At 53.1% G+C, this 20,906-nt stretch carries 14 protein-coding genes and 8 pseudogenes; 8 read left to right on the top strand and 14 right to left on the bottom strand.

The genetic code is table 11. The features are described 5' to 3' along the window. Positions 1 to 99 precede the first annotated feature (99 nt). Positions 100 to 767 (top strand): annotated as a pseudogene (locus GPOALKHO_RS02635) (lyase family protein); the annotation flags it as partial. 345 nt (positions 768 to 1,112) lie between these two features. Here GPOALKHO_RS02635 and GPOALKHO_RS02630 read toward each other — a convergent pair. Beyond that, positions 1,113 to 1,592: pseudogene (locus tag GPOALKHO_RS02630) on the bottom strand (MFS transporter); the annotation flags it as partial. Between the two features lie 519 nt (positions 1,593 to 2,111). On the opposite strand from GPOALKHO_RS02630, the gene GPOALKHO_RS02625 reads away from it, so the two are divergent. The 3 genes from GPOALKHO_RS02625 (at position 2,112) to GPOALKHO_RS02615 (ending at position 4,403) form a co-directional block, all read left to right on the top strand. Further along, the gene (locus GPOALKHO_RS02625; protein ID WP_406702857.1) at positions 2,112 to 2,264 is read left to right on the top strand and encodes a hypothetical protein; all 153 of its coding nucleotides are present in this window, start codon (positions 2,112 to 2,114) and stop codon (positions 2,262 to 2,264) included. A gap of 405 nt (positions 2,265 to 2,669) precedes the next feature. Beyond that, positions 2,670 to 2,903 carry a hypothetical protein gene (locus GPOALKHO_RS02620; protein WP_406702856.1) on the top strand — a complete coding sequence of 78 codons (234 nt, stop codon included), beginning with the start codon at positions 2,670 to 2,672 and terminating at the stop codon, positions 2,901 to 2,903. A 33-nt stretch (positions 2,904 to 2,936) separates the two neighbouring features. Next, positions 2,937 to 4,403, top strand: coding sequence for an MDR family MFS transporter (locus GPOALKHO_RS02615; protein ID WP_406702854.1), 1,467 nt, complete (start codon positions 2,937 to 2,939; stop codon positions 4,401 to 4,403). Positions 4,404 to 4,435: 32 nt separating this feature from the next. Here the strand turns inward: GPOALKHO_RS02615 and GPOALKHO_RS02610 are convergent, their stop codons facing one another. The 4 genes and pseudogenes from GPOALKHO_RS02610 to GPOALKHO_RS02595 all read right to left on the bottom strand — a co-directional run bounded on the left by GPOALKHO_RS02610 (position 4,436) and on the right by GPOALKHO_RS02595 (position 6,663). After that, on the bottom strand, positions 4,436 to 4,699 hold the full coding sequence (locus GPOALKHO_RS02610; protein ID WP_406702852.1) for a DUF1283 domain-containing protein: 264 nt from the start codon (positions 4,697 to 4,699) through the stop codon (positions 4,436 to 4,438). Next, positions 4,696 to 4,887, bottom strand: a complete 192-nt coding sequence (locus GPOALKHO_RS02605) for a hypothetical protein (RefSeq protein WP_406702851.1) — start codon at positions 4,885 to 4,887, stop codon at positions 4,696 to 4,698. Before GPOALKHO_RS02605 ends, GPOALKHO_RS02610 begins: the two co-directional genes overlap by 4 nt. 655 nt (positions 4,888 to 5,542) lie before the next feature. Further along, positions 5,543 to 5,986 (bottom strand): annotated as a pseudogene (locus GPOALKHO_RS02600) (SDR family NAD(P)-dependent oxidoreductase); the annotation flags it as partial. 446 nt (positions 5,987 to 6,432) lie between these two features. Beyond that, entirely contained in the window at positions 6,433 to 6,663 is a 231-nt protein-coding gene (locus GPOALKHO_RS02595; protein WP_406702849.1) for an aldo/keto reductase, read from the bottom strand. A gap of 2,395 nt (positions 6,664 to 9,058) precedes the next feature. Between GPOALKHO_RS02595 and GPOALKHO_RS02590 the strand changes: the two are divergent. Together GPOALKHO_RS02590 and uspE are read left to right on the top strand one after the other, a co-directional pair. Next, positions 9,059 to 9,512: pseudogene (locus GPOALKHO_RS02590) on the top strand (helix-turn-helix domain-containing protein); the annotation flags it as partial. A 195-nt stretch (positions 9,513 to 9,707) separates the two neighbouring features. Beyond that, positions 9,708 to 10,598: pseudogene (gene uspE, locus GPOALKHO_RS02585) on the top strand (universal stress protein UspE). 101 nt (positions 10,599 to 10,699) lie between these two features. Here the strand turns inward: uspE and GPOALKHO_RS02580 are convergent. Together GPOALKHO_RS02580 and GPOALKHO_RS02575 are read right to left on the bottom strand one after the other, a co-directional pair. Next, a pseudogene (locus GPOALKHO_RS02580) lies at positions 10,700 to 10,801 on the bottom strand (DUF378 domain-containing protein); the annotation flags it as partial. 703 nt (positions 10,802 to 11,504) lie between these two features. Beyond that, positions 11,505 to 11,723, bottom strand: a complete 219-nt coding sequence (locus tag GPOALKHO_RS02575; protein ID WP_406702848.1) for a LysR substrate-binding domain-containing protein — start codon at positions 11,721 to 11,723, stop codon at positions 11,505 to 11,507. Positions 11,724 to 12,135: 412 nt separating this feature from the next. Between GPOALKHO_RS02575 and GPOALKHO_RS02570 the strand changes: the two genes are divergently transcribed. Continuing rightward, complete coding sequence (locus tag GPOALKHO_RS02570) at positions 12,136 to 12,717, top strand: hypothetical protein (RefSeq protein WP_406702846.1); 582 nt, start codon at positions 12,136 to 12,138, stop codon at positions 12,715 to 12,717. A 29-nt stretch (positions 12,718 to 12,746) separates the two neighbouring features. On the opposite strand, the pseudogene GPOALKHO_RS02565 reads toward GPOALKHO_RS02570, so the two are convergent. The 7 genes and pseudogenes from GPOALKHO_RS02565 to GPOALKHO_RS02535 form a co-directional block, all read right to left on the bottom strand. Further along, a pseudogene (locus tag GPOALKHO_RS02565) lies at positions 12,747 to 13,216 on the bottom strand (NAD(P)(+) transhydrogenase (Re/Si-specific) subunit beta). A gap of 53 nt (positions 13,217 to 13,269) precedes the next feature. Beyond that, positions 13,270 to 13,344, bottom strand: a complete 75-nt coding sequence (locus tag GPOALKHO_RS02560; protein WP_406703345.1) for a hypothetical protein — start codon at positions 13,342 to 13,344, stop codon at positions 13,270 to 13,272. 273 nt (positions 13,345 to 13,617) lie between these two features. Then, positions 13,618 to 13,794 carry a hypothetical protein gene (locus GPOALKHO_RS02555; protein ID WP_406702845.1) on the bottom strand — a complete coding sequence of 59 codons (177 nt, stop codon included), beginning with the start codon at positions 13,792 to 13,794 and terminating at the stop codon, positions 13,618 to 13,620. A 2,099-nt stretch (positions 13,795 to 15,893) separates the two neighbouring features. Continuing rightward, entirely contained in the window at positions 15,894 to 16,043 is a 150-nt protein-coding gene (locus GPOALKHO_RS02550) for a hypothetical protein (protein ID WP_406702843.1), read from the bottom strand. 753 nt (positions 16,044 to 16,796) lie between these two features. After that, positions 16,797 to 18,368: a transcriptional regulator TyrR gene (tyrR, locus tag GPOALKHO_RS02545; protein WP_406702841.1), complete on the bottom strand. Its 1,572-nt coding sequence runs from the start codon at positions 18,366 to 18,368 to the stop codon at positions 16,797 to 16,799. A 112-nt stretch (positions 18,369 to 18,480) separates the two neighbouring features. Further along, positions 18,481 to 19,460, bottom strand: a pseudogene (locus GPOALKHO_RS02540) (TIGR01620 family protein). A 736-nt stretch (positions 19,461 to 20,196) separates the two neighbouring features. Further along, on the bottom strand, positions 20,197 to 20,313 hold the full coding sequence (locus GPOALKHO_RS02535) for a YcjX family protein (protein ID WP_406702839.1): 117 nt from the start codon (positions 20,311 to 20,313) through the stop codon (positions 20,197 to 20,199). A 158-nt stretch (positions 20,314 to 20,471) separates the two neighbouring features. On the opposite strand from GPOALKHO_RS02535, the gene GPOALKHO_RS02530 reads away from it, so the two are divergent. Beyond that, positions 20,472 to 20,792 carry a hypothetical protein gene (locus GPOALKHO_RS02530; protein WP_406702838.1) on the top strand — a complete coding sequence of 107 codons (321 nt, stop codon included), beginning with the start codon at positions 20,472 to 20,474 and terminating at the stop codon, positions 20,790 to 20,792. The last annotated feature ends 114 nt before the right edge of the window (positions 20,793 to 20,906 follow it).

Below are 20,906 nucleotides of genomic sequence, written 5' to 3'. Positions count from 1 at the left end.
GCAGCTGACTTTGTTGCCCTCAGTCACCGCCACCTTGCGCATGTTGTCGCCAAAACGGGCAATGACAACTGCTGACTCTCCTGGCGGCCGAGCGCCGCGAAGGCCGTCGCCTTTAACGATATTGTGAAAATCGGCCGAACCCATCTCCAGGACGCCCGCCGCTGACGCTGTGGTAGGAAATATCCGGCTGGGTCGCGGTGGGTACACAGGTCTGCACAGCCATGGCGCCCTGAAAGGACTGGCGGCGTCGATGATGAAAATCGCCCACGATGTGCGCTGGCTGACGTCCGGTCCACGCTGCGGAATCGGCGAGCTGAGTATTCCGGAAAACGAGCCTGGCAGCTCCATCATGCCGGGCAAAGTTAATCCGACCCAGTGCGAAGCGATGACCATGCTGTGTTGCCAGGTGATGCATTGGCGGCGACTCCGGTAATTTCGAGTTAAACGCTTACCGTCCCATGGTTATCCATAATTTCCTGTAATCGGTGCGCCTGCTGGAGGATGGTATCAACAGTTTCAATCATCACTGCGCGGTCGGCATCGAACCTAACCGCGATCGTATCGATCAGTTGCTCAATGACTCACTGATGCTAGTGACGGCGCTCAATACCCATATCGGCTACGACAAGGCGACGGAGATCGCGAAGAAAGCACATAAAGAGGGGCTGACGCTTAAAGCTTCAGCACTGAAGTGGTGGTATATGACGGAGCAGCAGTTCGATGAATGGGTTCGACCGGAAGACATGGTCGGCAGCATGAAAAGCTAACCGTTTACGGCGCGGCCAGTACATGTTTTGGGAGGATAGTAGGCCATAATTCCACTATTCCCGCAGTGCAGGCACCGCAGCCTCTCAGCGTCATACCCGCGCAGTTCCGGAAACCGACGCGAGCGTTTGGTGACGTATAAGGCCGGCGAGCAGGAGCACGGTAAACAGAACGAATACAGCGAGGAGGCCTGTCCTTTGGCGCTACGCACGCGACGACCAATCCAACCGCTGGTGCGTGCGGTAAGCGCACCGGCTTGAGGGAACTCCAAGAGCCGGTCAGGTAGATGACAGACAGCACCCCCACCACTGCTTAGCTAAGCAGCTACGGTGGCGAGAGCAATCGATAATGGAGTTGCCGCTGGTATACAGCCCCATGGAAAAGGCAACCACGCCGGGATGGATCTCTTCGCTAAGATAGGTCATCGCCACCGCGGCAACGCTGCTGCGCAATAGTCCGATACAGGCCAACGTCAGGAGAATAGCCTGTCAGCTAGTTATACACGCGCTGACTAGGGTAAAACTGGCGGCTAGTGTCAACGACACCACCATAACTGATTTACAGCCTACCGCGTCCGATAAGGGACCGGTAAACAGCAACCATAGCATCATCGTACCGGTGGATACCGAGCGAGCGAAAAGGCTACTGGCGGCGGGAGAAACGCCGAAATCAGCCAATAGCACCGGCAAAATCGGCTGGACACAACAGAGCAGACTAAAGGTAGCCAGACCGGCGGAAAACAACGCCAAGGTAAGTTGTATAAATTGCACGAACGGGACTGAGTAGTTACGGGCTGGGCGATACGCGTTGTCGGTGCGCCAGGCAATGAGGCCGTCGGAAAGAGTGAACAAGGATAGAAACGGCACTTCTTGTCTAAAATATGAATAATAATTGATATGTTTAAAATATTGAGATTAGGCATTTGCACTATTTTATCTCGGTGGCCGAGACGTTGCATTTTGGCCGCGCCGCGAAAAGCCCTACATCTCCCAACTCCCATGAAGCCAGCAGATTCAGATCCTGGAACAGCAGGGGTAGAGGCTGCTTTTGGAGCGCAATAACCGTAATGTCAGGCTGATGCCGGCTGGACAACAATTTAGAATAAGCGTGGCAAATCATCCGGGTCAATCAGGCGGCTGGCTTGGCAGCATGAGTGCATCGCTGGGAACTCGGATAGGTTACCATCAGTTTTACCGCTTCCGTGCCTTTATCAAATATCAAATCCATTTCCAGCCAGCCTATTGGCGTTTCGTCAATAGCATCCCGATGTGCGTATCCAAATGGTGGATACCAATACTAAGCATTAGATTGAACTGTTACTGACCAGCAAACTGGATATCGGCATCATGCGCAACATGCCGCTGCCGGATGCGTTGAACTATCAATTTCTGTTACGTGAATCCCTCATCGCCGTGGTGCATCAAGATCACCAGCTTGCCAGCGTGGCGGGCGAAAGCATCGCAGTGCGCCAGCTAGAAAATGAACCGTTCATCTTTTAATGAACCGTTCATCTTTTTTTGACCGCAAGGTCGATACTATGATGAAATCCTTCTGCTTCTCAAGCGCTATAATATCGATCCTTAATATTACATAGGATGTAGGCGAAGCGATGACCATCATCGGTCTGGCGACAGCAGGTCTTGGCGTATCAATACTGCCGGCGCATTTACCGTGTGCCATGGTACGAGTTTCGATATGCCGCTATGGGACGTCCTTAGCAGCCATATCGGCGTGCCGATCTACCTGCCGTAGTTTTGCGCCTGGACCATGGCTGAAGTGCTGTACGTGGCGGCACGTAGGTGTAACGACGTGGTGCAGATTGCCATTGATCATAAGCATTAAACGGGGCTATATCAGCCATGCAATGCTGACCGCCGGCGCCATTCTCAACGACGACACTGTTATTGATCTGGGTTGCCAACCGTATTAATCCGGGACTGGCGCACTACGCCGAAATATTGAGCGCACTCAACCGCATTATGCCGGCGTCGCAATTAGGTACGCAGGCGGAGCAGTGGGATCTAGTCAAATTTATTGATTTGTCACCGCTGGCGGTCGGAACGCAACACTCAGTACAATGGCACACTAACATTGGCAGTCAATACCTGACTGTTTGCTCAGGGAGTCGGCTGCTATAATCAGCGGACAACAAATCGCTCAATCAGGGACATATGCATCAAATGCCGGCGTCAACTGCTGCGCCGTTGCGGCGCGGTTGGGTACTTGTTGCCTGTATACTTGCCATGTTTATGGCGGCGGTGGAAGTTACCATCGTCGCCACCGCCATGCCGGATATTATTGCAAGCCTCGGAGGTTTCCAGCTGCTGAGCTGGGTGTTCTCCATTTATCTGCTGTTGCAGGCCATCTCCATACCGATATACGGTCGCCTGGCGGACATGTTTGGCCGTAAGCCGTTGTTTTTTGTCGGTACCTGGCTGTTTCTCAGCGGCTCCATACTGTGTGGTTTTGCAAGCCATATGCCGGCGCTCATTTTGTTTCGCGCACTTCAAGGATTGGGGGCAGGCGCTATCGTGCCGCTCGCTACTACGATCATCGCCGATGTTTACAACCAACAAGAACGCGCACGCCTGCAAGGCTATCTTTCCAGCGTCTGGGCGGTGTCGGCCATTATCGGCCCGCTAATGGGCGCGTTTATCGTCCGCCACTATCATTGGTCAGGGGTGTTTTGGGTCAATGTCCCGCTGGGCATTATCTCAACGGGTTTGCTGGCGCGCCATCTCCCGGCAGCGGCGCACCGGCGTGACGCGCCATCGCTGGATATGGCCGGTATCGCCTATATGACACTGGCGGTCGGTTGCCTGCTTGTCGCGTTGTTACAAGGCGGTGAGCTGGGCCGCTGGCGCGTTGGATTGCTGGTGCTGTCTGTTATCAGCACCGTGCTATTGGTACGAGAACAGCGGCGCAGTCCCGTGCCACTGTTCCCGCTGGCGCTGTGGCAAAGCAAAGTTATCATTGCCGGCAACGTCGGCGGACTGATTATCGGCGCGGCGATGATGGGCATCGCCGCGTTTTTACCCACCTATATTCAGGCAGTGCTGGGTGGGAGCACCCTTGAGGCGGGCTGGACTCTGGCAGTAATGTCTTTGGGCTGGCCACTGGCAAGCACGCTGTGCGGCAGGTTGATGATACACACTTCTTACCGTCTGATGGCGCTGTGCGGCGCGGTTTTGCTTGTGGCCGGTAGTCTGTTGCTGCTGCGACTGGATGCCCAGAGCAGTATTGCCGCCGCCCGACTGGCGTCGTTTGTCATCGGTCTGGGCATGGGGATGAGCAATACCACTTTTCTGGTTTCGGTACAAAACGAGGCGCCATTTGCAATTCGCGGCATCGCCACCGCCTCAACTGTCTTTACCCGTATGGTGGGATCGGCGCTGGGCACGGCGTTATTGGGCGCCACGTTGAATATGAATTTGCAGCGGAGGCTGCCCGGGATAGATGATCCCGTGCAGCATCTCATCGCCCATCATGGCCATAGCGGCCCGGGGCTGACGCACATGGCGCAGCAGGTGGCGCTATCGATACATGGGGTTTACAGGGTCTCGTTGCTTATCGCTTTTTGCGCGCTCATCGCCGCTGGCCTTGTGCCGCGCGGGTTGCGCCCGCGACAGGAAAAGTAGCGCGCGGAAGTGGAATGGGGCACCGGTAAGTATCATGGACTGGACGCGTCATATCCGTGACGGGTGTAGACGGTTTTCTGCGTGTCGTTTTCGCAGTGCCACTCCATCTGACCTCCGGCGCTATTCGCCTGATCAGACGATCTTAATGGCGTAAGCAACGAACGCCACGTGCAGCGGTCCAGACAACGAGAGATATTAGTCTCCAAATAGGCATCGACGTTCTGACTGCTGTTGCATTTCTCCTGCAGATCCACCGCCTGATTGTAGCGATCATCTTTTTCAACACGCGTATTCACTGTGTTACGCAGCATATGGGTGGTATTCCATGTTCCTGACTCTGCCCAGTCGCTTCCCGCGACCGAGCGGTATCGCTGGAATCGATAACGATATGTTGGGTGGTATTGGCAATGACCGCGTCGGCGTAGGCCATCAGACCAAGTGCTAACAGGCTGCCAAGCAAACGTTGCATCGGGATTGTATTCATATCATACCACTTCTGAGTCATGCGCAACAGAACGCGCTGAAATGCATGCGATAGTCAATAATATCGTCACAACCCCTTTCAGAAGCATCAACAATCGACTTGATGTTGATGAAAACGGAGCGTGAATGACAAAAACCCTGTTACTGTACTTTAGCCAACACCGCCGCTGAAATCGTTGGCTGCTATCCGTCTTATTGCTACGTCAAGTGTGGCGGTAGCGCGCTGCTGCTCATCCTCGCGGTGTTTGTTGGGTTGCTAATGCTACCCACCGCCACCGGCCGCGCCCCGCATAACCCGCGTTATCGCCTTCTTACCGGCAATGCTCCGCATGATTTACGGTTATCACTGTCTACCGACGACGGCCTTCCTGGCGACGTTGACCTGCGCCGGCTCACGTGGCGCCGCAAAGGCACGGATGGTTGCCCGGTTGGCTGCACGGGCGTTTGGTGATATAGGCATTCGTTTCCTCGTGCCGGCACATAGCGATGCCTCCCGTCATTCGGGCTTCGTTATCCATCGCGAACAGTCATTGCACTTTGGATCAACGTGACGATGAGTGCCGACACGTTGGGTGGGACGAACTGCGTCACAGTCGGACGAAGGACTTTTCAGCCCTTACGCCCGGCAATATCGTCCGGCATGAGCGGGTCGGCGTTTTATAGGCGTTTTCCACCTGTCCTTCATCCCCTTTGAATTGCACCGACGAAAATCCATCCTCAGTAGTCCCGGTTCAATGTCCGTCATCATGACACGGATGCCGACTAGATCAGTGCGCAGGTTCAGGCTGAACTGCCGGGTAAAAGCCTTGATGGCGCCATAAATATTGCCGCCGGCTCCATGCCTAGCGCCGACCTGCGTTATTCAGCAGCACGTCCACTTCGCGCCACTCAACAGGTAGACTAACCAACCTGTTCGGTGACAGCGGTCCGGTCGCGCACATCCAGGCGCAGCGGGAAAAAGTCACGCCCAAGCGCCTGATGCAATTCCTCAAGGCGTGCCTGAGACCTGTACCGATAACCTTATGCCCCTGCTTGATAATAAACAGGCGGGTAATAGCTTTGCCAAAGCCGGCGGTGGCGCCGGTAACAGAGAGAATCATTATTACGTTCCTTTTTGGTTATTGCGGACACACGAATACCCCAAGTATAAATCTCTCTGCTCAGGGATGAGTGCATATGGAGTGCAATCAACGACAAATCCGCCGGCGCTAGGCGATCGACAGCGGATTTGAGTCTGATGCTAATAGAGATAAATCAGAGGAGGCTGGCTACGGACGCGTCGCGATCGTCAACGATCGCCCCAACTCCTCAACGATGCAGCAGAGGGCTTCCTCGTCACTCACCGGCGGTTCGTTCCACCGGGTCAGTTGACGGGTCCTGCCTTCGGGTTTGCGATCGCGACGATATTTGCCCAACAGCAAGACGCCGACCAGCTAACTCCATATTAGCAACGTTATCGGCAAAAGTTCATATTCCATCTCGTGCACCTGCAGGGTGAATGGATTTGCTAACTGACCGGACGCACCGACGCCAAAACTCGTTTACGCTAAGCGTATTCATAATATGCCAGCTGGAAAATTGGACGGATCACATGGCGCACTTTACTGGCGTTTACCAAGTACTCCAGTACGGCAAGCGTCTCCTCGAGCGGTGTCATGTCGTCCCGTTCATGCAACTGATAGAGATCGATATAATCAGTTTTCAACCACTGCAAATTGGTTTCGCAGGCGTGAATCAGATGATGGTGCGATAGACCACGACATTGTGGCCATCCCAATCGAAAAGCGCGCCTTGGTGGCTAGCAGGACATACTGTTGGCGATGCTCTAGCACCTCGTCGATAATCGTTTCCGCGCCACCGGCTGAAATACAGCGGCGGTGTTGATAAAATTACCTTGCGCGTGAAGCCGCTCACCCATATAAACTTAGAATAGGGCCCAGCTTAGCTTGCCTTCAGAGAAGGCTTGCCTGGGGTTCTGGGAGAGAAAGCGCCGTTGCGCCATTATTTACGTCCCTATATTTACGTCCCTATTATCGAGTCATTTAATTCGCTTATGCTCGTTACAAAATGATAATGAGGAGGACAAGGTACGCACTGTTGCGCCCAATATGGCTGGACCCAATATGGCTGTACTGCCAGAGGACGTCGCCTTGCACGACCTGACGTGTAGTCGTTGTTCGTAGGTTCGTAAGTTGCCGTTGCTTACATTCGCGTGCGTCACAAGGTCTGGCGAGGCTCCACGTTCTTTACCATGCTAAATCCCGTCATACCTGCTGTCGCGTTGCACTCTATACTATGACTGATAAATAAGATGTTGGTCACGGTATGATTAACGGCATAAACCTCAACCGTAGGAACGATGATCGTCGGCGGCGCAAACAGTGTGCTACCAGCAGGGGAAGCCATCCTCGTGGCCGCCATTCTGGTCAAGCTCATCGCCCATTACGTGACTACAAGTGTAAACGGTAACGCTCTCGTTCTCGCTGTCGGCTGAAGTGGAGGAGCCGTTATTATCTTCGCTACTAGCCTAATAGATGTAACCGCTTTTATTTCCATCCTCGACCTAGCTGACATTATCGCTTTCATTGCCGACCTGACCTGAATGACCGTTATCCTTGCCGTTGCCTCGAGCTCAACAGCATCATCTCGCTGGCGGTTCACCATTGGAGTAATGCCGATGTTGGACTCTGCCGCGCTGTCCCGGCGAGCTCACGTCGGCTCTGCGGGCCGGTCATCAATCGGCGTGTAATGATTTGTACCGACGAAGGATTCAGAGCAGTGGTTCAGCAGGCCGACCATAATCCTGAACAACGAGGCTCTCCCTATCGACCCCCTTGGCGCGCCGTTACGTGCCAGCAAAGTATTCTAGCGCGCTGGGCGATTTTGCTGGCAGCAACGCCTGATCGATGATTTCTCGGGCAACCGAACCGTGGCGCCAGCGGTTAAGGTGTTTGACGGAACGAGCGACGTCATGGCTGTTCCTGGTTGGCTCCGCTCAAAGCTCAAACTCGGTAGCTGTCTTTGGATGTCGGCTGAAAAAATAACAAGAAAAGATAGTGATTAGTACATCGACCAGTTAACAGGCTAAAGGGAAATCCAGCCACAGAAATCGGCTTACACTAGTGAATAGATTGTGGGCTTGAGGCGTTGACGATGGCATTATCGTCGTTAATTTGACATAATATACATTATGCACACAAAAACGCGAAATCTGGCTACTTTGCTGCGCCGCTTCCTTGCCTGGCCGTAGCGCCGTTTGCCCGGACTGCATGACCGCAACGGCACGTTGCGAAGCAAACTGCCGTGGTGCATTTACTGCTGTAAATTAACCAGCTTAGCTGCATGGCGTGTTCTGGGTACTTATTGAGCCGCGCCGTTTGCGCGGGTCACTTCTATCCGTGTGCCGCCTACCATGCGTATTCATCACGCTTAACAATAACCGCTGTGTGGTATAATTTCCCCTGATATCATAAGAGCCCACATGATCATCATTATCACCAAAGTAACATTTACGATTTTCTGATAGCCGGAATCTTCGGCATATATAGAACTTTGCCGCTCCTGGAACATCCGGCTCCTTCGATTTTCAGTCGGACGAATCAACAGACATCGTCGAAGGCGTGACACTTTCGGCATCTCTTTTACATCAGAATAAACGAAAACAGGATTGCTAATAGAGGGATTGTATTCTTTTACATTCGCATCAGACGCCGATCGGTTATCAGTGATGACCGAAATAATTTCCTCAATCGTCTATCGCGACAAACGTACTGATACAAACGCTCTTGCCGCCTGCTGCGTTATTTCTCAGATAAAGGCTGCCCGTGCCCGCCCGTAAGAACATTGGCTCAAATAAAGTAATTTCCTCTGTCATCGAACGCGGCTCCATATGCGCAATGCTCGGGCGCCGGCCGCTTTAGCCTAAATATACCATGTTAGCGCGCTGTTTAAGGGTCTGATATCTTTCATAGCCTGGTTAAACAACTCGTTATCGTCATAGATCTTGTTTTCCGCCATGCAGGCCCAAGCTGCACGCGCGTCTGAGGTCAATACAGTTCAATTACAGTCCCTGCGTCGAGATATTTCACAGCCTTTTCGCCCCTCCCGGCCTTTTAAAGTGCAGCAGCCTTTCGTTCTGTATTTTCCCTTACGCTCAATGATATTGAGCGTAAAAACCGATCTACAAAGGATAGACACTATTCAATGCGGACGATGAGTTAAAATCACTCTATGCCATCCGTTCCGATACGTTCAAGAGTCACTACCATTACCGAACAGGACGACGAACAGATTACCGGTTTTCATTTGGCCGGCGATATGGTGGGTTTGGACGCCATTGTCGGCGGCCAGCATCTGAGTTTTGACCAGGTGCTGGAAAGGTCGTGTGAAATTCCCTTTGACTCTTGATAATCTCTCCGGTAAAATGTCCGACTTGCGGCAGCGAATGATGCGGTAAGAAAATACCGAGGAACGATTGGCCGCATTTGTCTATAATCTTCATGTCGCTTCACCCAGCACGGTTTCTCGCCTTGCGAATTCCGCCTGACCATGACCCGCGGCGATATCGGCAATTATCTTGACCTAACAGTGGAAACTATCAGTCGCTTGCTTGGACGCTTTTCAAAAAAGCGGGAGAAAATCGCTTGAACAATGGCCGGAGAAGTAATTTTGCCGGGTTCATTCCATACCTGTCAGTGTTTGCCTTGATGAGTTACCCTTATCTTGAACGTTCAGTTGAACCTCGGCAGTTAAGGAGACGTTATGGCAAAATGTCAAAACCTACTGGTAGCAATCGACCCCGCTTAGGACAATCAGCCCGCGCTGTGCAGAGCAGTTTATCTGACTCAACGGCTTGGCGGCCATATTAAAGCCTTCCTACCGATTTACGATTTCTCATATAAAATAACCACCATGCTGTCCCCTGATGAACGGCCGCCATGCGCAGGGGGTAATTGTACAGTGTACCGCCTGGATTACCGAACAGTGCCGTAATTATCTTGACAGAGGCATGCAAATGAAATCAAGGTGGTTTGGCATAATCGTCCATTTGAGGCGATTATTCAGGAATTCCTGGCATTTTACCACGATTTTCTGTTGAAAATGGCCAATCAGCACGACCGTTTCGTTTTGAATTCGTGATATTTACCCCGACGGACTGGCATCTATGACGCAAATACCCTTGTCCGGTCTGGATGGTGAAAGATCAGCCCTGGCCTGATGGCGAAAACGCTCTGGTAGCGGTCAATCTTTCCGGTGAAGAGCTGTATCACGATCCCCTCAATATCAAGCTGGTGGAGGCCGCGTTATCCTTAAGCCAACCAGATGAACCAGACCGCGGTTCATCTGGTTGGCGCCTATCCTGTCACGCCTATCAATATCGCCATTGAATTACCCGATTTCGATCCAAGAGTATATAATGACGCAATTCGCGGACAGCACTTCTCGCCATGAAAACCATACGGCAAAAATTCGGCCGCGATCAGAAATATACTCACGTCGAGAAAGGAGTGCCCGAAGATGTTATTCCCGATTTGGCTGAACATCTGGACGCCGGCGTAGTAGTAATTGGTCAGCCGTACCGGTTTTTCCGCCGCGTTTATCGGCAATACCACCGAACTGGTGATCGACCGTCTGAAATGTGATGTGCTGGCGATTAAGCCGGATGACGCTGTTTCGCCAGTAACGCTTGAGCTGGGTAAGAAATACGAGTAATCAGCGACTGGCTTGCATCACAAGGCACCTGAAAGTGCTTTGTATGGCAATGCCGCGGCCATTCCCATACCAGTCTGCCTTCGGGTGTATTCTCTGATGTCTTATACGCTCCGGTGCCATACTGCTATTTTAGGCAATAGCGATAAACAGAATAATGCGCATAGGCCAACAATTACATAGACCATGCGCTCAATCATCGCCTCTTGCTCGCCAAAATGGTTACCATAAGATCAAAGCGAAATAATTCACGCCACCGAAGATGAATAAAATTAATATATTACTGCCTCATGAGTCCTGCTTGTTACTGATTGTATGAAAACCCGTCGGCATAGAGAATCCGAAAATACGCTAATAAACTGTAGTGCCTATTTCCGAGGTGATTGCGTCGCACTGGCGTAATAGGAATAGGAAAGCGAGTCCGCAAGCGTTGGTGGCCCATTGGTGAGCGCCCCGCTAAGCGGTCGGTTTATGGCAGGCACCGCTGCATTAAATGACAACATTATTTACTGGTCGGGAAATGACGCAACGGCATCCTTTATAGATTTGAATATAAAGATACGGCTAGGAAAAGGCGCATCACCAGGGTTGCAGCGCCGGTTCAAATTCGCTGCTGTCAATCGCGGGGCGCGGGCACAAATAGATAGATGACGCCAAACTGGCACGGCCTGCCCCGTCATCCTCAGAATTCGGTGAAAATGGATTGTTTGCGTAGCCGGTTCAGCATGGGAAATCTAGAATATGGAACTATCAAAAAAGGGATGATGTTTATCAACTCGAGTCGTCAGGCCTTCTGATCTACAGTACCGATACCTCAACCGATCTCAGCGTCGCCTCGGCAGTCGCCGGGCTGCGGCATACTGTGGCGGAACGTTGTTCGCGCGGTCCTACGTGGATGGCGATCATATCCTACTCAAGCCAATCGTCATAACAGATCCCTGCATCGCACCCTGCGGACAAGAAATCGACAATACCACTTTCTACCATCACTTCAACCTTGATGTCAAGATAGCGTTTGATAAAAGGTGCAAGAAGCTGAGGCAGCATCAAGTGGGCGACATTAACCGGCGCGGTAAGATACAGCGTACCCACGTGATGATTACTTGATGAAGTGGCAATTTTCAGCACCTTGCGGCACCGCATCGCTGAGACCTGAAGGACTGACGCGCCGCCTGACGAAATCCGCCAACCTACGCAACAGCGGCAAGCGCTTTCAAATCGCTCAGCCTCTCGCTGTCCTTTTGTCACTTTCGCTCCCCTGGCGCCGTTGTCGGCCATTAAAAGTAGACGACGCCCCTCACCTGCGTGCGACGCACAGCGCAAAATGCCCAAGCGCTTAATACCGTTCTTTCTGTGCTTGCCCTCCGCGCTGGATGTGCGTAAAAACGAACACTCCGTGCACCGACGGTAGAATACCGCCCACTTTGGTGCCACACCACATGCCAGGCAGTGACGAGGACATTCCAAACGGCCGGCCGCTGCCGACGAGGCGACGCATTCCGCGACGGCTCCCTGGTTCCCTATAAACAGGAGAGGAAACATGCAAAGTCTGACACCTTTAGTACTGGTTACCAGCGCTTCTTCTGGCATCGGTTTTTCTTTGCCCGCTGACCGGCCGCTCGAAGTGCCCCTGATTGTTGTGGGACGCCATCAACAACGTTTTGACACGTTGGCCGACGAATTTCCCGCCGTCGATACCACCCTGGTCGTAGTAGATCTGACTTCCGCAGCCTATATGCCCTTATATGCCCTTCACCACGCTGCGCCCGAGAAAGCAAACGAATTACTTCATCTGAAGTGTATCGCGCCAACCCGTCACGGCGGCACGCTTATTAACGTGGCGGAGATGCTGGCGTTTGACGCAACGGCCCGCTCGGGCAAGAGCCCTGCCGCGACATTCATGTCGCTGGACTCCGCCGGCCTGCGCGCGCCGGCCTGCGCGCCCTGGAGTTTGTGGAAAGCGCTCTGTTCGCCGGGGTGGGTTGAGAGCGCTATGCTACTGGCGATGTTTCAAAGCCAACCTTGCGGCCTTTGGTACCCAGTCGCCGCAGCTGGCGGCACGCTACCGATAAACGTTACCCATTACAACCGGCCAGCGCGTCAACCTATAGGTCGGCCATAGAAAAATGTGGGGCCGGCCCGGCGGCTGGGCTAACGATTATAGCGCGCGCAAAACGCTTCTACGCTTTGCTTGGCATCGCCAAATAGCGTTTGCGCATTGCATTTTAAGAACAGTGGATTTTCACTCCGGCGTAGCCGGTATTCATCGAACGCTTTAAAGACCACGACCTTGTACGCTTTCCACACCTCTAACATCGGTATTCCCGCAATGGGACTGCGCGAATCGTTTTGCGCCGCTTGATTGATATCGTTGGCGCCAATGACCAACACGGCATCGGTGGCGCTGAAAGCATCGTTGATTTCATCCATCCCTAACACGAGTAAGGCGCCTTCGCCTCTGCCAACAGTACATTCATATGGCCCGGCAAACGCCCCGCCACCGGATGGATGCTAAACGCACATTGCTCCGTGCTGCCGCCGCAGCTTAGCGACGATATCGTGTACCAGATTTGCGCTTGCGCGACCGCCATACCGTAGCCTGGAGTGATGATGACCGAGATGGAATTTTCAGCAATTCGGCCGCCCTCCTCCGCCGTGGTTTCACGATATTCCCCTATTCGGCTTCGGGATTGCCAGTACTGCCGTTATCAAACCCACCGGCGATGACGCTGATAAAGGAGCGGTTCATCGCTTTACACATGATGTAGGAGAGGATGGCACCGGACGATCGGCAGATCGTTGCTCAGCACAAAACCCGCCGCCGCTGCCGTCCATCCAGAGATAGGAGTTAAGCATGGAAACTACCACTGGCTATCGGCGCTGCCAATGGAGACGACCATGTGCCAGCCGAACGCCAAGGCGATGAAGGTCTAAACAACAGCACCAGGACCTGCAGCCCGATTTTGTCGCTGCGCACGAAAAAGTATCAGCAGTAAAAACGAAATCACCAGCGCCGCGAGGTTCATTTGATGGCGCTGCGATAACATCGCGGACGGAAAATTTTCCCGTGCAACTTGCCAAACGCCACGATCGAGCCGGTGAAGGTCACCTCACCGATAAAGATCACAAGGAAAACCTCGGGTAGCCCCTGCGATGTCCGGCAAGCGCGATCATCCGGATAATATTCTTTTATATTCACCTGGGTTGCAGCTTCTCCTGAACGGCCTGGCTACTCGCCGCGGCGGCCTTGCGCGTGACTGTGCTGAAAACGGGAATAACATCGTATATTGCGTCAATGAAACTCCAGCGTTTCTTCTTACAGCTCGCGGAGAGATAATCCGTGTAATCGCAGCAAAGGGCTTCGCCCACTCGACATTTTCAAGCTTTTGCTTATCTCGCCCACATTATCAGCTGCCCCGGCGACAGATAGGATAATTGATACGGAATTCACGCACGGAATTATGGCTGAAGACATTGACCACCGCGATTGACCACCGCGTCAGCCCATAAGGGCCGCGAGAGAGACAGCCGCCGCGACATTAGCATTCCGCGCAGAGGCTGCAGCTCGCGGTAGGTTGATTGGAGAGAAACGCGAGCGGCGTGCAGGCTGCCGCCAACGCTTCACACGGCCAACCCGGCCGCGACGTGCACCTTGATGCTTCAACACATGCAGCGCCTGATTGTAGGCCACGTCCTCCGAGTTGTTAATGGGATATCCTTTGAACAAAATCTTTATCAATCGGTCATTTGTGAATTAATAGATGGTCGCAATATGCACCTCCAATGATGGTTTCCGCTTTGTCAGAATACTCGCTCGGCCGCTGAGTTTTCCGTCTGGCCTGTTGCAGTGACTAATCGTAGGTGGAATCGCTTCGTAGGTGGAATCGCTTCGTAGGTGGAATCGCTTAATTTGGCAATATTGCTGCTGTGAGTGGAGATCAGCAACTATTCGACGCTGCCGAAATGGCAATTTGGTTATTTTACAAGGTGTTACATACAACATGGTAGGCGTCAGCGGCCTATTAAACTCGTAACCGACTACCTGCATCAGGGCCTGCGCCCGGCGTCCAGCTCCTGTCGACTGCGCTGTTGCAAGTAGCTGGCTGCCGGCGTAAAACCCACCGTTACGTCTGGGGTAAAATGCAAGACCGGCTTTTCGCCGGAGCCACCACTTCACCGGCTATAATGCGCCGGTCGATAGCATAGGATACCGCACCTGCACGCCCTGCATAGGGCTTCGCTATGTGGGTAATAATAATAGGTACCGAGCCAGATCCGGCGTGTAAACCTGATCTGGGATTTGTTGTAATAGCCATCGGTAACGGTCATTGGAAACGACTCGGTAATGTCAATATCGTCGGGCACATAGCGATTAAGCGCAGCCAATTCGGTGCTAATGAGAACAAAAGTCACCTGGGTCAGCGCGGTATATTAATGATCCCAATGGTAAGCATTTGACATCAAGACCGGTTTTTCATTCACCACGCGCTCGCTAACCTGAAACGCACTGTTGCCCACCAAATACCAATGCACGTCTACTCCTAGCCGTAACGCCCCACTATAACGCCTTTCACCGGAAACAGATTGAAATTGGCAGTCAGACTGAAATACAACACCGGTTTATTGAGCGTCACCTTCAGCAAACTAGGAAAAGCAGAACGATTGGCGGGATCCACTAGTCGAAACTAGCGCGCGCCGCGACGCAAACACATAGTTTTGGTCCTGATTTATCAGCCCTTCAAACAAATCAAATCCTCTATCAACCCGACGGCTTTAATAGGATCGACGTATGCAACCTTTAACCCTTTCGATCCCAGCGCGGCACCTTGCTATCATCCAAAACATAACTATACTACTTTAATGCCGGACGCACCACTGCTTTATTATCAGCCGGGGGACGGCGGGTCATGGGCTGATTACTGCCGGCACCCACGGCGATGAGACCGCAATCGCCATCAAGCAGACGCTACGATATCACTGCTGGCGTAGCGTCTGGCGCAAACATTCCGCCTACCGCTGGCAGCAAACATTCCGCCTACCGCTGGCAGAGAGCGTATGGTATACCACGCTGTGGTCGTTCGGAAATTTGTTGTGGAATTGCCGGCCATTTCGACTATCTGGAAGCAATGGTAGCACTATTAACGGACATCGATGTGCAACGAGCATCTGAGGGCAGCCGACGCTCTCTGCTCCTGTCTGAGCGCACTGCCTGCCGAGAGCTCGGTCGAGCGTTCGACCAACACTGGAAGGACAGCGGCGTTCAGTGTCCATCCCTACCCAGGTGTGACCAAAGCTCGCCTACGGCGCCGGCTGGCAGTATGACAGCAAGATGTCTAGGCTTATGCCATGTTCAATGCCCTGCAGGACGCTGTTGACTTTCCCGATAACCGAGGCCTCGGTTTTGCCGTAACGGGATAGGCTTACATTCGCTGATACCATGCAGCCCATCTTATTATGGTACGTAATGACGAACGGCGTTCGCAACGGCCAGGCCTGCGGGTAAAAACGCATTACTCTCATCGGGCATCCCTGGAGCCATTAGCGTAAAATCAAAAACATAGCGGAAAAACACCGCTTACCGGCAGGGGTGGGAAGAAATTTCGTGATTCAACACAATGAGGCTTATTCTGTTAATGACTTGTACACTATTACCCAAAAGGATGCAATTCATGTCACATGACTATTACTTCGCAGGTAACCGTAGCCAGTGCTTTTCTAGTGCCAAAAGCGCCAGATTTTTTACTTGTCGACACCAATGCGTCCGATGTAACCTTAAAATTACACTGGGTAAGGTTCTTAATATCCTCTCGAGCGTAGATACTGGCACCTGTGCAAGGTCAGTCTCAATTGGCGAGATCGTTCAAAAACGATTTTGCGGCGCCAATTGGCTAGAGCGGCTCATCGCCATGTTTGGTTCTGCGCGATCCGGCATTCCGCCAGCATTACGGTATAGCGATTGACGTTGGACGAGCACGACAACGTCGTTTTTACAGCCAACTGGTTGGCGAAATTGCCACAGAACCGGATTACGATCCGGCGCTCACAGCGCGCACGTCTGAGCGAGCCGTGGCAAACGCCAAATACACACCGGATAGACGTTGGCGACGCACTGACGTCGCCGGCTCGTCACGCGCCCCGTGGGACAGAGCCGCTTAGATGGTTCTCCGCTGAGGTGAACTCATTATTTGGGCATCCGCTGTGCTAGATCACTGGATCTTCGTCTGTTTTCCTACTGCTCAAACTATATTCCCGTAATTTATTGGCAATGGTGGTATGGGATACCCCCAGCCGTTTCGCCAGTTTACGAGTACTGGGATAGGCACCATAGAGTCGCGTCAACACGGAACGCTCAAACCGTTTGCTAATGTCATCCAGCGACCCGTCCAAGAGATCGTCTGTCAACGGCAACGCCTGGCTTAAGTCGGGCAGATCAATATCCTCGTCGCATAATGTCGATCCTCCCCGCTTCGCCATGGCACGATACAGCACATTTTTCAACTGTCGTACGTTTCCCGGCCAGGGATAAAGCGTCAACGTGGCAACCAGATCCGGCGCCAGACGCGGCCGCGCTACCCCTTGTTCGTCGCAGAAGCGGGCGACGAACATCGATGCCAGCGGCATGATATCTTCTGGGCGCTCGCGCAACGGCGGAATAGTCAAGGTGAGCACATTCAGACGATAATACAAGTCTTCGCGGAAATGGCCGTCTCGTACTAGCTCCAGAAGATTTTTCTGCGTGGTGCAAATGACCCGCACATCCACATGCATTTCCTTATCTTCCCCAACGCGCCGAAAGGTGCCGTCATTGAGAAAGCGCAATAACTTATTTTGCGTGCGCGACGACATTTCCGCTATCTCATCTAACAGAACTGACCCGCCGTCCGCCTGTTCAAAAAAGCCTTTTTTACTCTCGAGGGCGTTGGGATAAGCGCCGGCGGCATGACCAAACAGCTCGCTTTCTGCCACTTCGTCGGGCAAGGCGGCGCAATTGAGCGCCAAAAAGGGCTTACGGCCACGTGCGCTGCGCAGATGGCAAGCGTGCGCTAACACATCCTTACCAGTGCCAGTTTCGCCTATGATTAGCAGCGGCGCGTCCAGCATCGCCAGCTTTCGGGCGTGATTGATAACCTGGCCCATACGTTCGCTACTAGCCAGAAGGTGACTGAACGCACTGTCGTCGTGAACGGAATGGTCCTTTAATTGCCGGTCCATGCGCAGCGCCGATTTCAACATGACAACACCGCCAACGGTGGCGATATTACCGTCGTCCACCGGCAATTGCACGGGGGTGATATCCAGCAGAAAATCCTGGCCTGCAATCACGACCCGTTCGGCAGCCGGCTGCGGCAGGGCATCCTCTAGCCACCGATTGAAATCAAAACCACCCACCAGCAAGGATACGGATTGGCCGGCGAGTTTCTCTTCGCTGAGATTGAATAAGAGTGCCGCCGCCGGGTTGGACAGTGTGACTCGACCTTTGAGATCAATAGACAATACGGCTTCCGGCATGGCGGCAAGAATGGCCTGCATCGCACGCGAGTCACGTTCGGTGGGCATAAAAGCGACGGTACGCACATCGGTCACGCCGTCTATCCGGCGAATCTCCGACATCAATGAGCGGAATATATCGAATTCCAACTGCGTAAAATTAAGATAAATGCGCCCTGTGGCGACGACCTCGATGCCGCGCAAATTGATCGTACGCGACACCAATAAATCCAATATTTCCCGTACAAGGCCCAAACGGTCCTGACAAGCCACTTCTAAACGCATGTATTACCTCACTCAAGCGATCAGGTGTTTAGGAGATATCATACTGGCCATTGCGCCGCGGTTGAAGCTGTCTGTCAGAAAAAGCTGACAGCCTGGACACTCAACCATCCATTTAGCCGGCGGAGGAGCGTTTGTCCAACGCAGACTTTAACTGGCCTAGTAATTCGCGGTGGAACTCGCCGAGATGCGTTTTTCACCCGGCAACAACGGTAGCGGCCGGCACAGTTCTATTGTCTTTAGCCCAAGCTGGGCTGTCAGCAATCCCACCCCATTCCTTACGCGGCACGGGCAGAGAGACTGACTGTGAGGTCTTGGGATACCTAGTCCATACCGATTTTCCCCATTTGCTAATACCGGCAAAAGCGATATTCACCAGTACCAGCCGGAATAGCCGGATGCGGCTGAATAGCTCAACTCAATACCGTAAAGCGCGGCGATACGGTTCATCAAGCGGAAATACGCCAAGTAATGAGCTTATATCCACCAGAGCCAGCGGGCTAACGGCGACCAACAACGTCGATTCCACCGCAAATCGGCTGATAGTGAGCTGCGCCTGACAGTCAAGACAGGCTGGACCAATCTGGCGTAAAGCGCCACTACTTCTCGATTGCTCTGACTATCGTGCAGCGCGAGCCGCCAGCGTTGCAGCCACAGGATTATCGGCATCGATGCCCGCCTGGGCGGCAAACCGCTGACAAAAGGTACGCCCTTGCCTAATCTATGGCTTTTAGCAGGTCAGCCGCATGATCGCTCACTCTTTTGCACAAGCAGTAAAGCCTGCGCCATTCGCCGCAAATCGCACCGAGGGCTGCCAGCACGATGATGCCACAGGCCGTTAGCGCCCCAGACTGAACTACTACTGCTGACAGGCGTTACGAAAGCGCCGATGCCCTGCGTGATGCTACTGAGCGCCAATAGGCTTGTCATCAGTGCGTGGGCGAGCAGCGCCTCCGGGTTGCCGGTGTCGTCTTCCGTTACTTCTGAAGGATGGCGCACAACCCCTTCTGTCGGCGTGAGTAAAGTGCCTGGCGGCGCCTTAGGCTCGTTCATCGGCGAATCAAAATCAATACGCGGTCGGATAGGATCCATCATCGTAATTTATCCCACAGCAAAACGCTATGATGGCATCCATGCGAATATGTAGTAACGGGGTGTCGCTTTCAGGCACTTTGGAAAGCCTCGAACTGAAACTGGCGTTGCCAAAAGGCCGATCTCAGTAAGCGTGTCAGCACCTCTCCCAGATAAAACGTGAGCGGCGCTCCGTCCTCTAGCCGATCTTTTGAGCGCCGGCAGAGGTGTCCCTGATGCATCACCGCGCCATTAAAAGTGAACTAAATTGCCATCACTCCGACGTAATCCTTATGCCTTCAAAAGCAGCATTTTGCCAGCCGCCTTTCACCAACTGCTGCAACAGCGAGACCAGATTGGTGCCCTGATTCGGCGGTCACATGATCCGCTTTGCTCGGGGCAAACATCAATTATTGATACAGAGGAAATAGCCAGCAATACAGATTGCGCTTGCCGTAATGAAAGCCGCGCAATCCCAATGTTGCTGCGTTTGTCCGCTAACACTAGCCGTTCTTCATCGCCGTCGTACAACCGCGGAAAAGGGAAAAATTGCAGTACCGGCCATGTCGCCCGGCAGCATAAACGTCTCGGCTGGATGAAATGCAGCCTGGCGGCGGCTTGTGCCTGCAATAATATAGTCGGTATAGGTAGGACTGGACAATCATCGCCGGCGCCCGCTCGTCCGCCGGCGCAACTCGGCGCAGCGCGAAAGCCAGGGCGCGGCCAACGTTGCTCACTCCCCGTGCAGCAGCCCAAACATTTACCGCGACCAGGTGAAATACTCTTGCTCCATCGTGGGCAAATCCAGCAGCCATTTTTCGCAATAATCGACGATTTCCAGATACAGCGTACCGACCTCTTTGATGTAGCGCCACAACGCATCCCGTGACCGTTAGCGCTGCGCCAGACGTATTTCGCTGACGCCGCTGGTCCGTACCGGCTAGGGGGCGAACTGATGAGTGCCGTCATGCCTTCATCGTAAGTAAAACGCGACAACCCCAGGTAAAGCATGAGTCAAGGCGCTAATGCTGGCCAATGCTGGCCAGCGTCCTGGCGTTGCTCACCATCGGTATCACCTGGCCGCTGGAATTCTGTTTTATTTTTGTCTCGCCGATGCTGTTCATTTTCCACGCACTACTAAACGGCGTCGCGTTTATGCTGATGGATATACTACGTATGATGATTGGCAATGTGCAGGACGGCACCATCGATTTGGTCATTTTCTGCTCGTCGGCGCCAAGACATAGTGGCGGTATTCGGTGCTATTGGGCGCGGTCTACTACCCACTATTGCCCGCTATATTATGTCGTGTTCAGCGCGGTTATCCGCCGCATGAATGCGGAAACCACCGGGTAGGAAATCGGAAGAACAGACCCCTGCCGGAGTAGAAAAACAAAGCGCCGACGAGCGGTCGCAAACCATTATCAACGGCCTAGTAGCGGCAAAATATTGCCGACGTCGACTACTGTT

The sequence above is a fragment of the Sodalis sp. (in: enterobacteria) genome, assembly GCF_036327475.1.
Taxonomy (GTDB): domain Bacteria; phylum Pseudomonadota; class Gammaproteobacteria; order Enterobacterales; family Enterobacteriaceae.
The sequence above is the reverse complement of the archived record's forward strand: the minus strand, read 5'-3'. Positions and strand labels throughout refer to the sequence as shown.

Coding starts and splice junctions, on each gene's coding strand:
- GPOALKHO_RS02625 (WP_406702857.1), top strand. CDS start 2,112: ATGCGCAACATGCCGCTGCCGGATGCGTTGAACTATCAATTTCTGTTA.
- tyrR (WP_406702841.1), bottom strand. CDS start 18,368: ATGCGTTTAGAAGTGGCTTGTCAGGACCGTTTGGGCCTTGTACGGGAA.
- GPOALKHO_RS02550 (WP_406702843.1), bottom strand. CDS start 16,043: ATGGGCTGCATGGTATCAGCGAATGTAAGCCTATCCCGTTACGGCAAA.
- GPOALKHO_RS02605 (WP_406702851.1), bottom strand. CDS start 4,887: ATGAATACAATCCCGATGCAACGTTTGCTTGGCAGCCTGTTAGCACTT.
- GPOALKHO_RS02615 (WP_406702854.1), top strand. CDS start 2,937: ATGCATCAAATGCCGGCGTCAACTGCTGCGCCGTTGCGGCGCGGTTGG.
- GPOALKHO_RS02570 (WP_406702846.1), top strand. CDS start 12,136: ATGCAAAGTCTGACACCTTTAGTACTGGTTACCAGCGCTTCTTCTGGC.
- GPOALKHO_RS02530 (WP_406702838.1), top strand. CDS start 20,472: ATGCTGGCCAGCGTCCTGGCGTTGCTCACCATCGGTATCACCTGGCCG.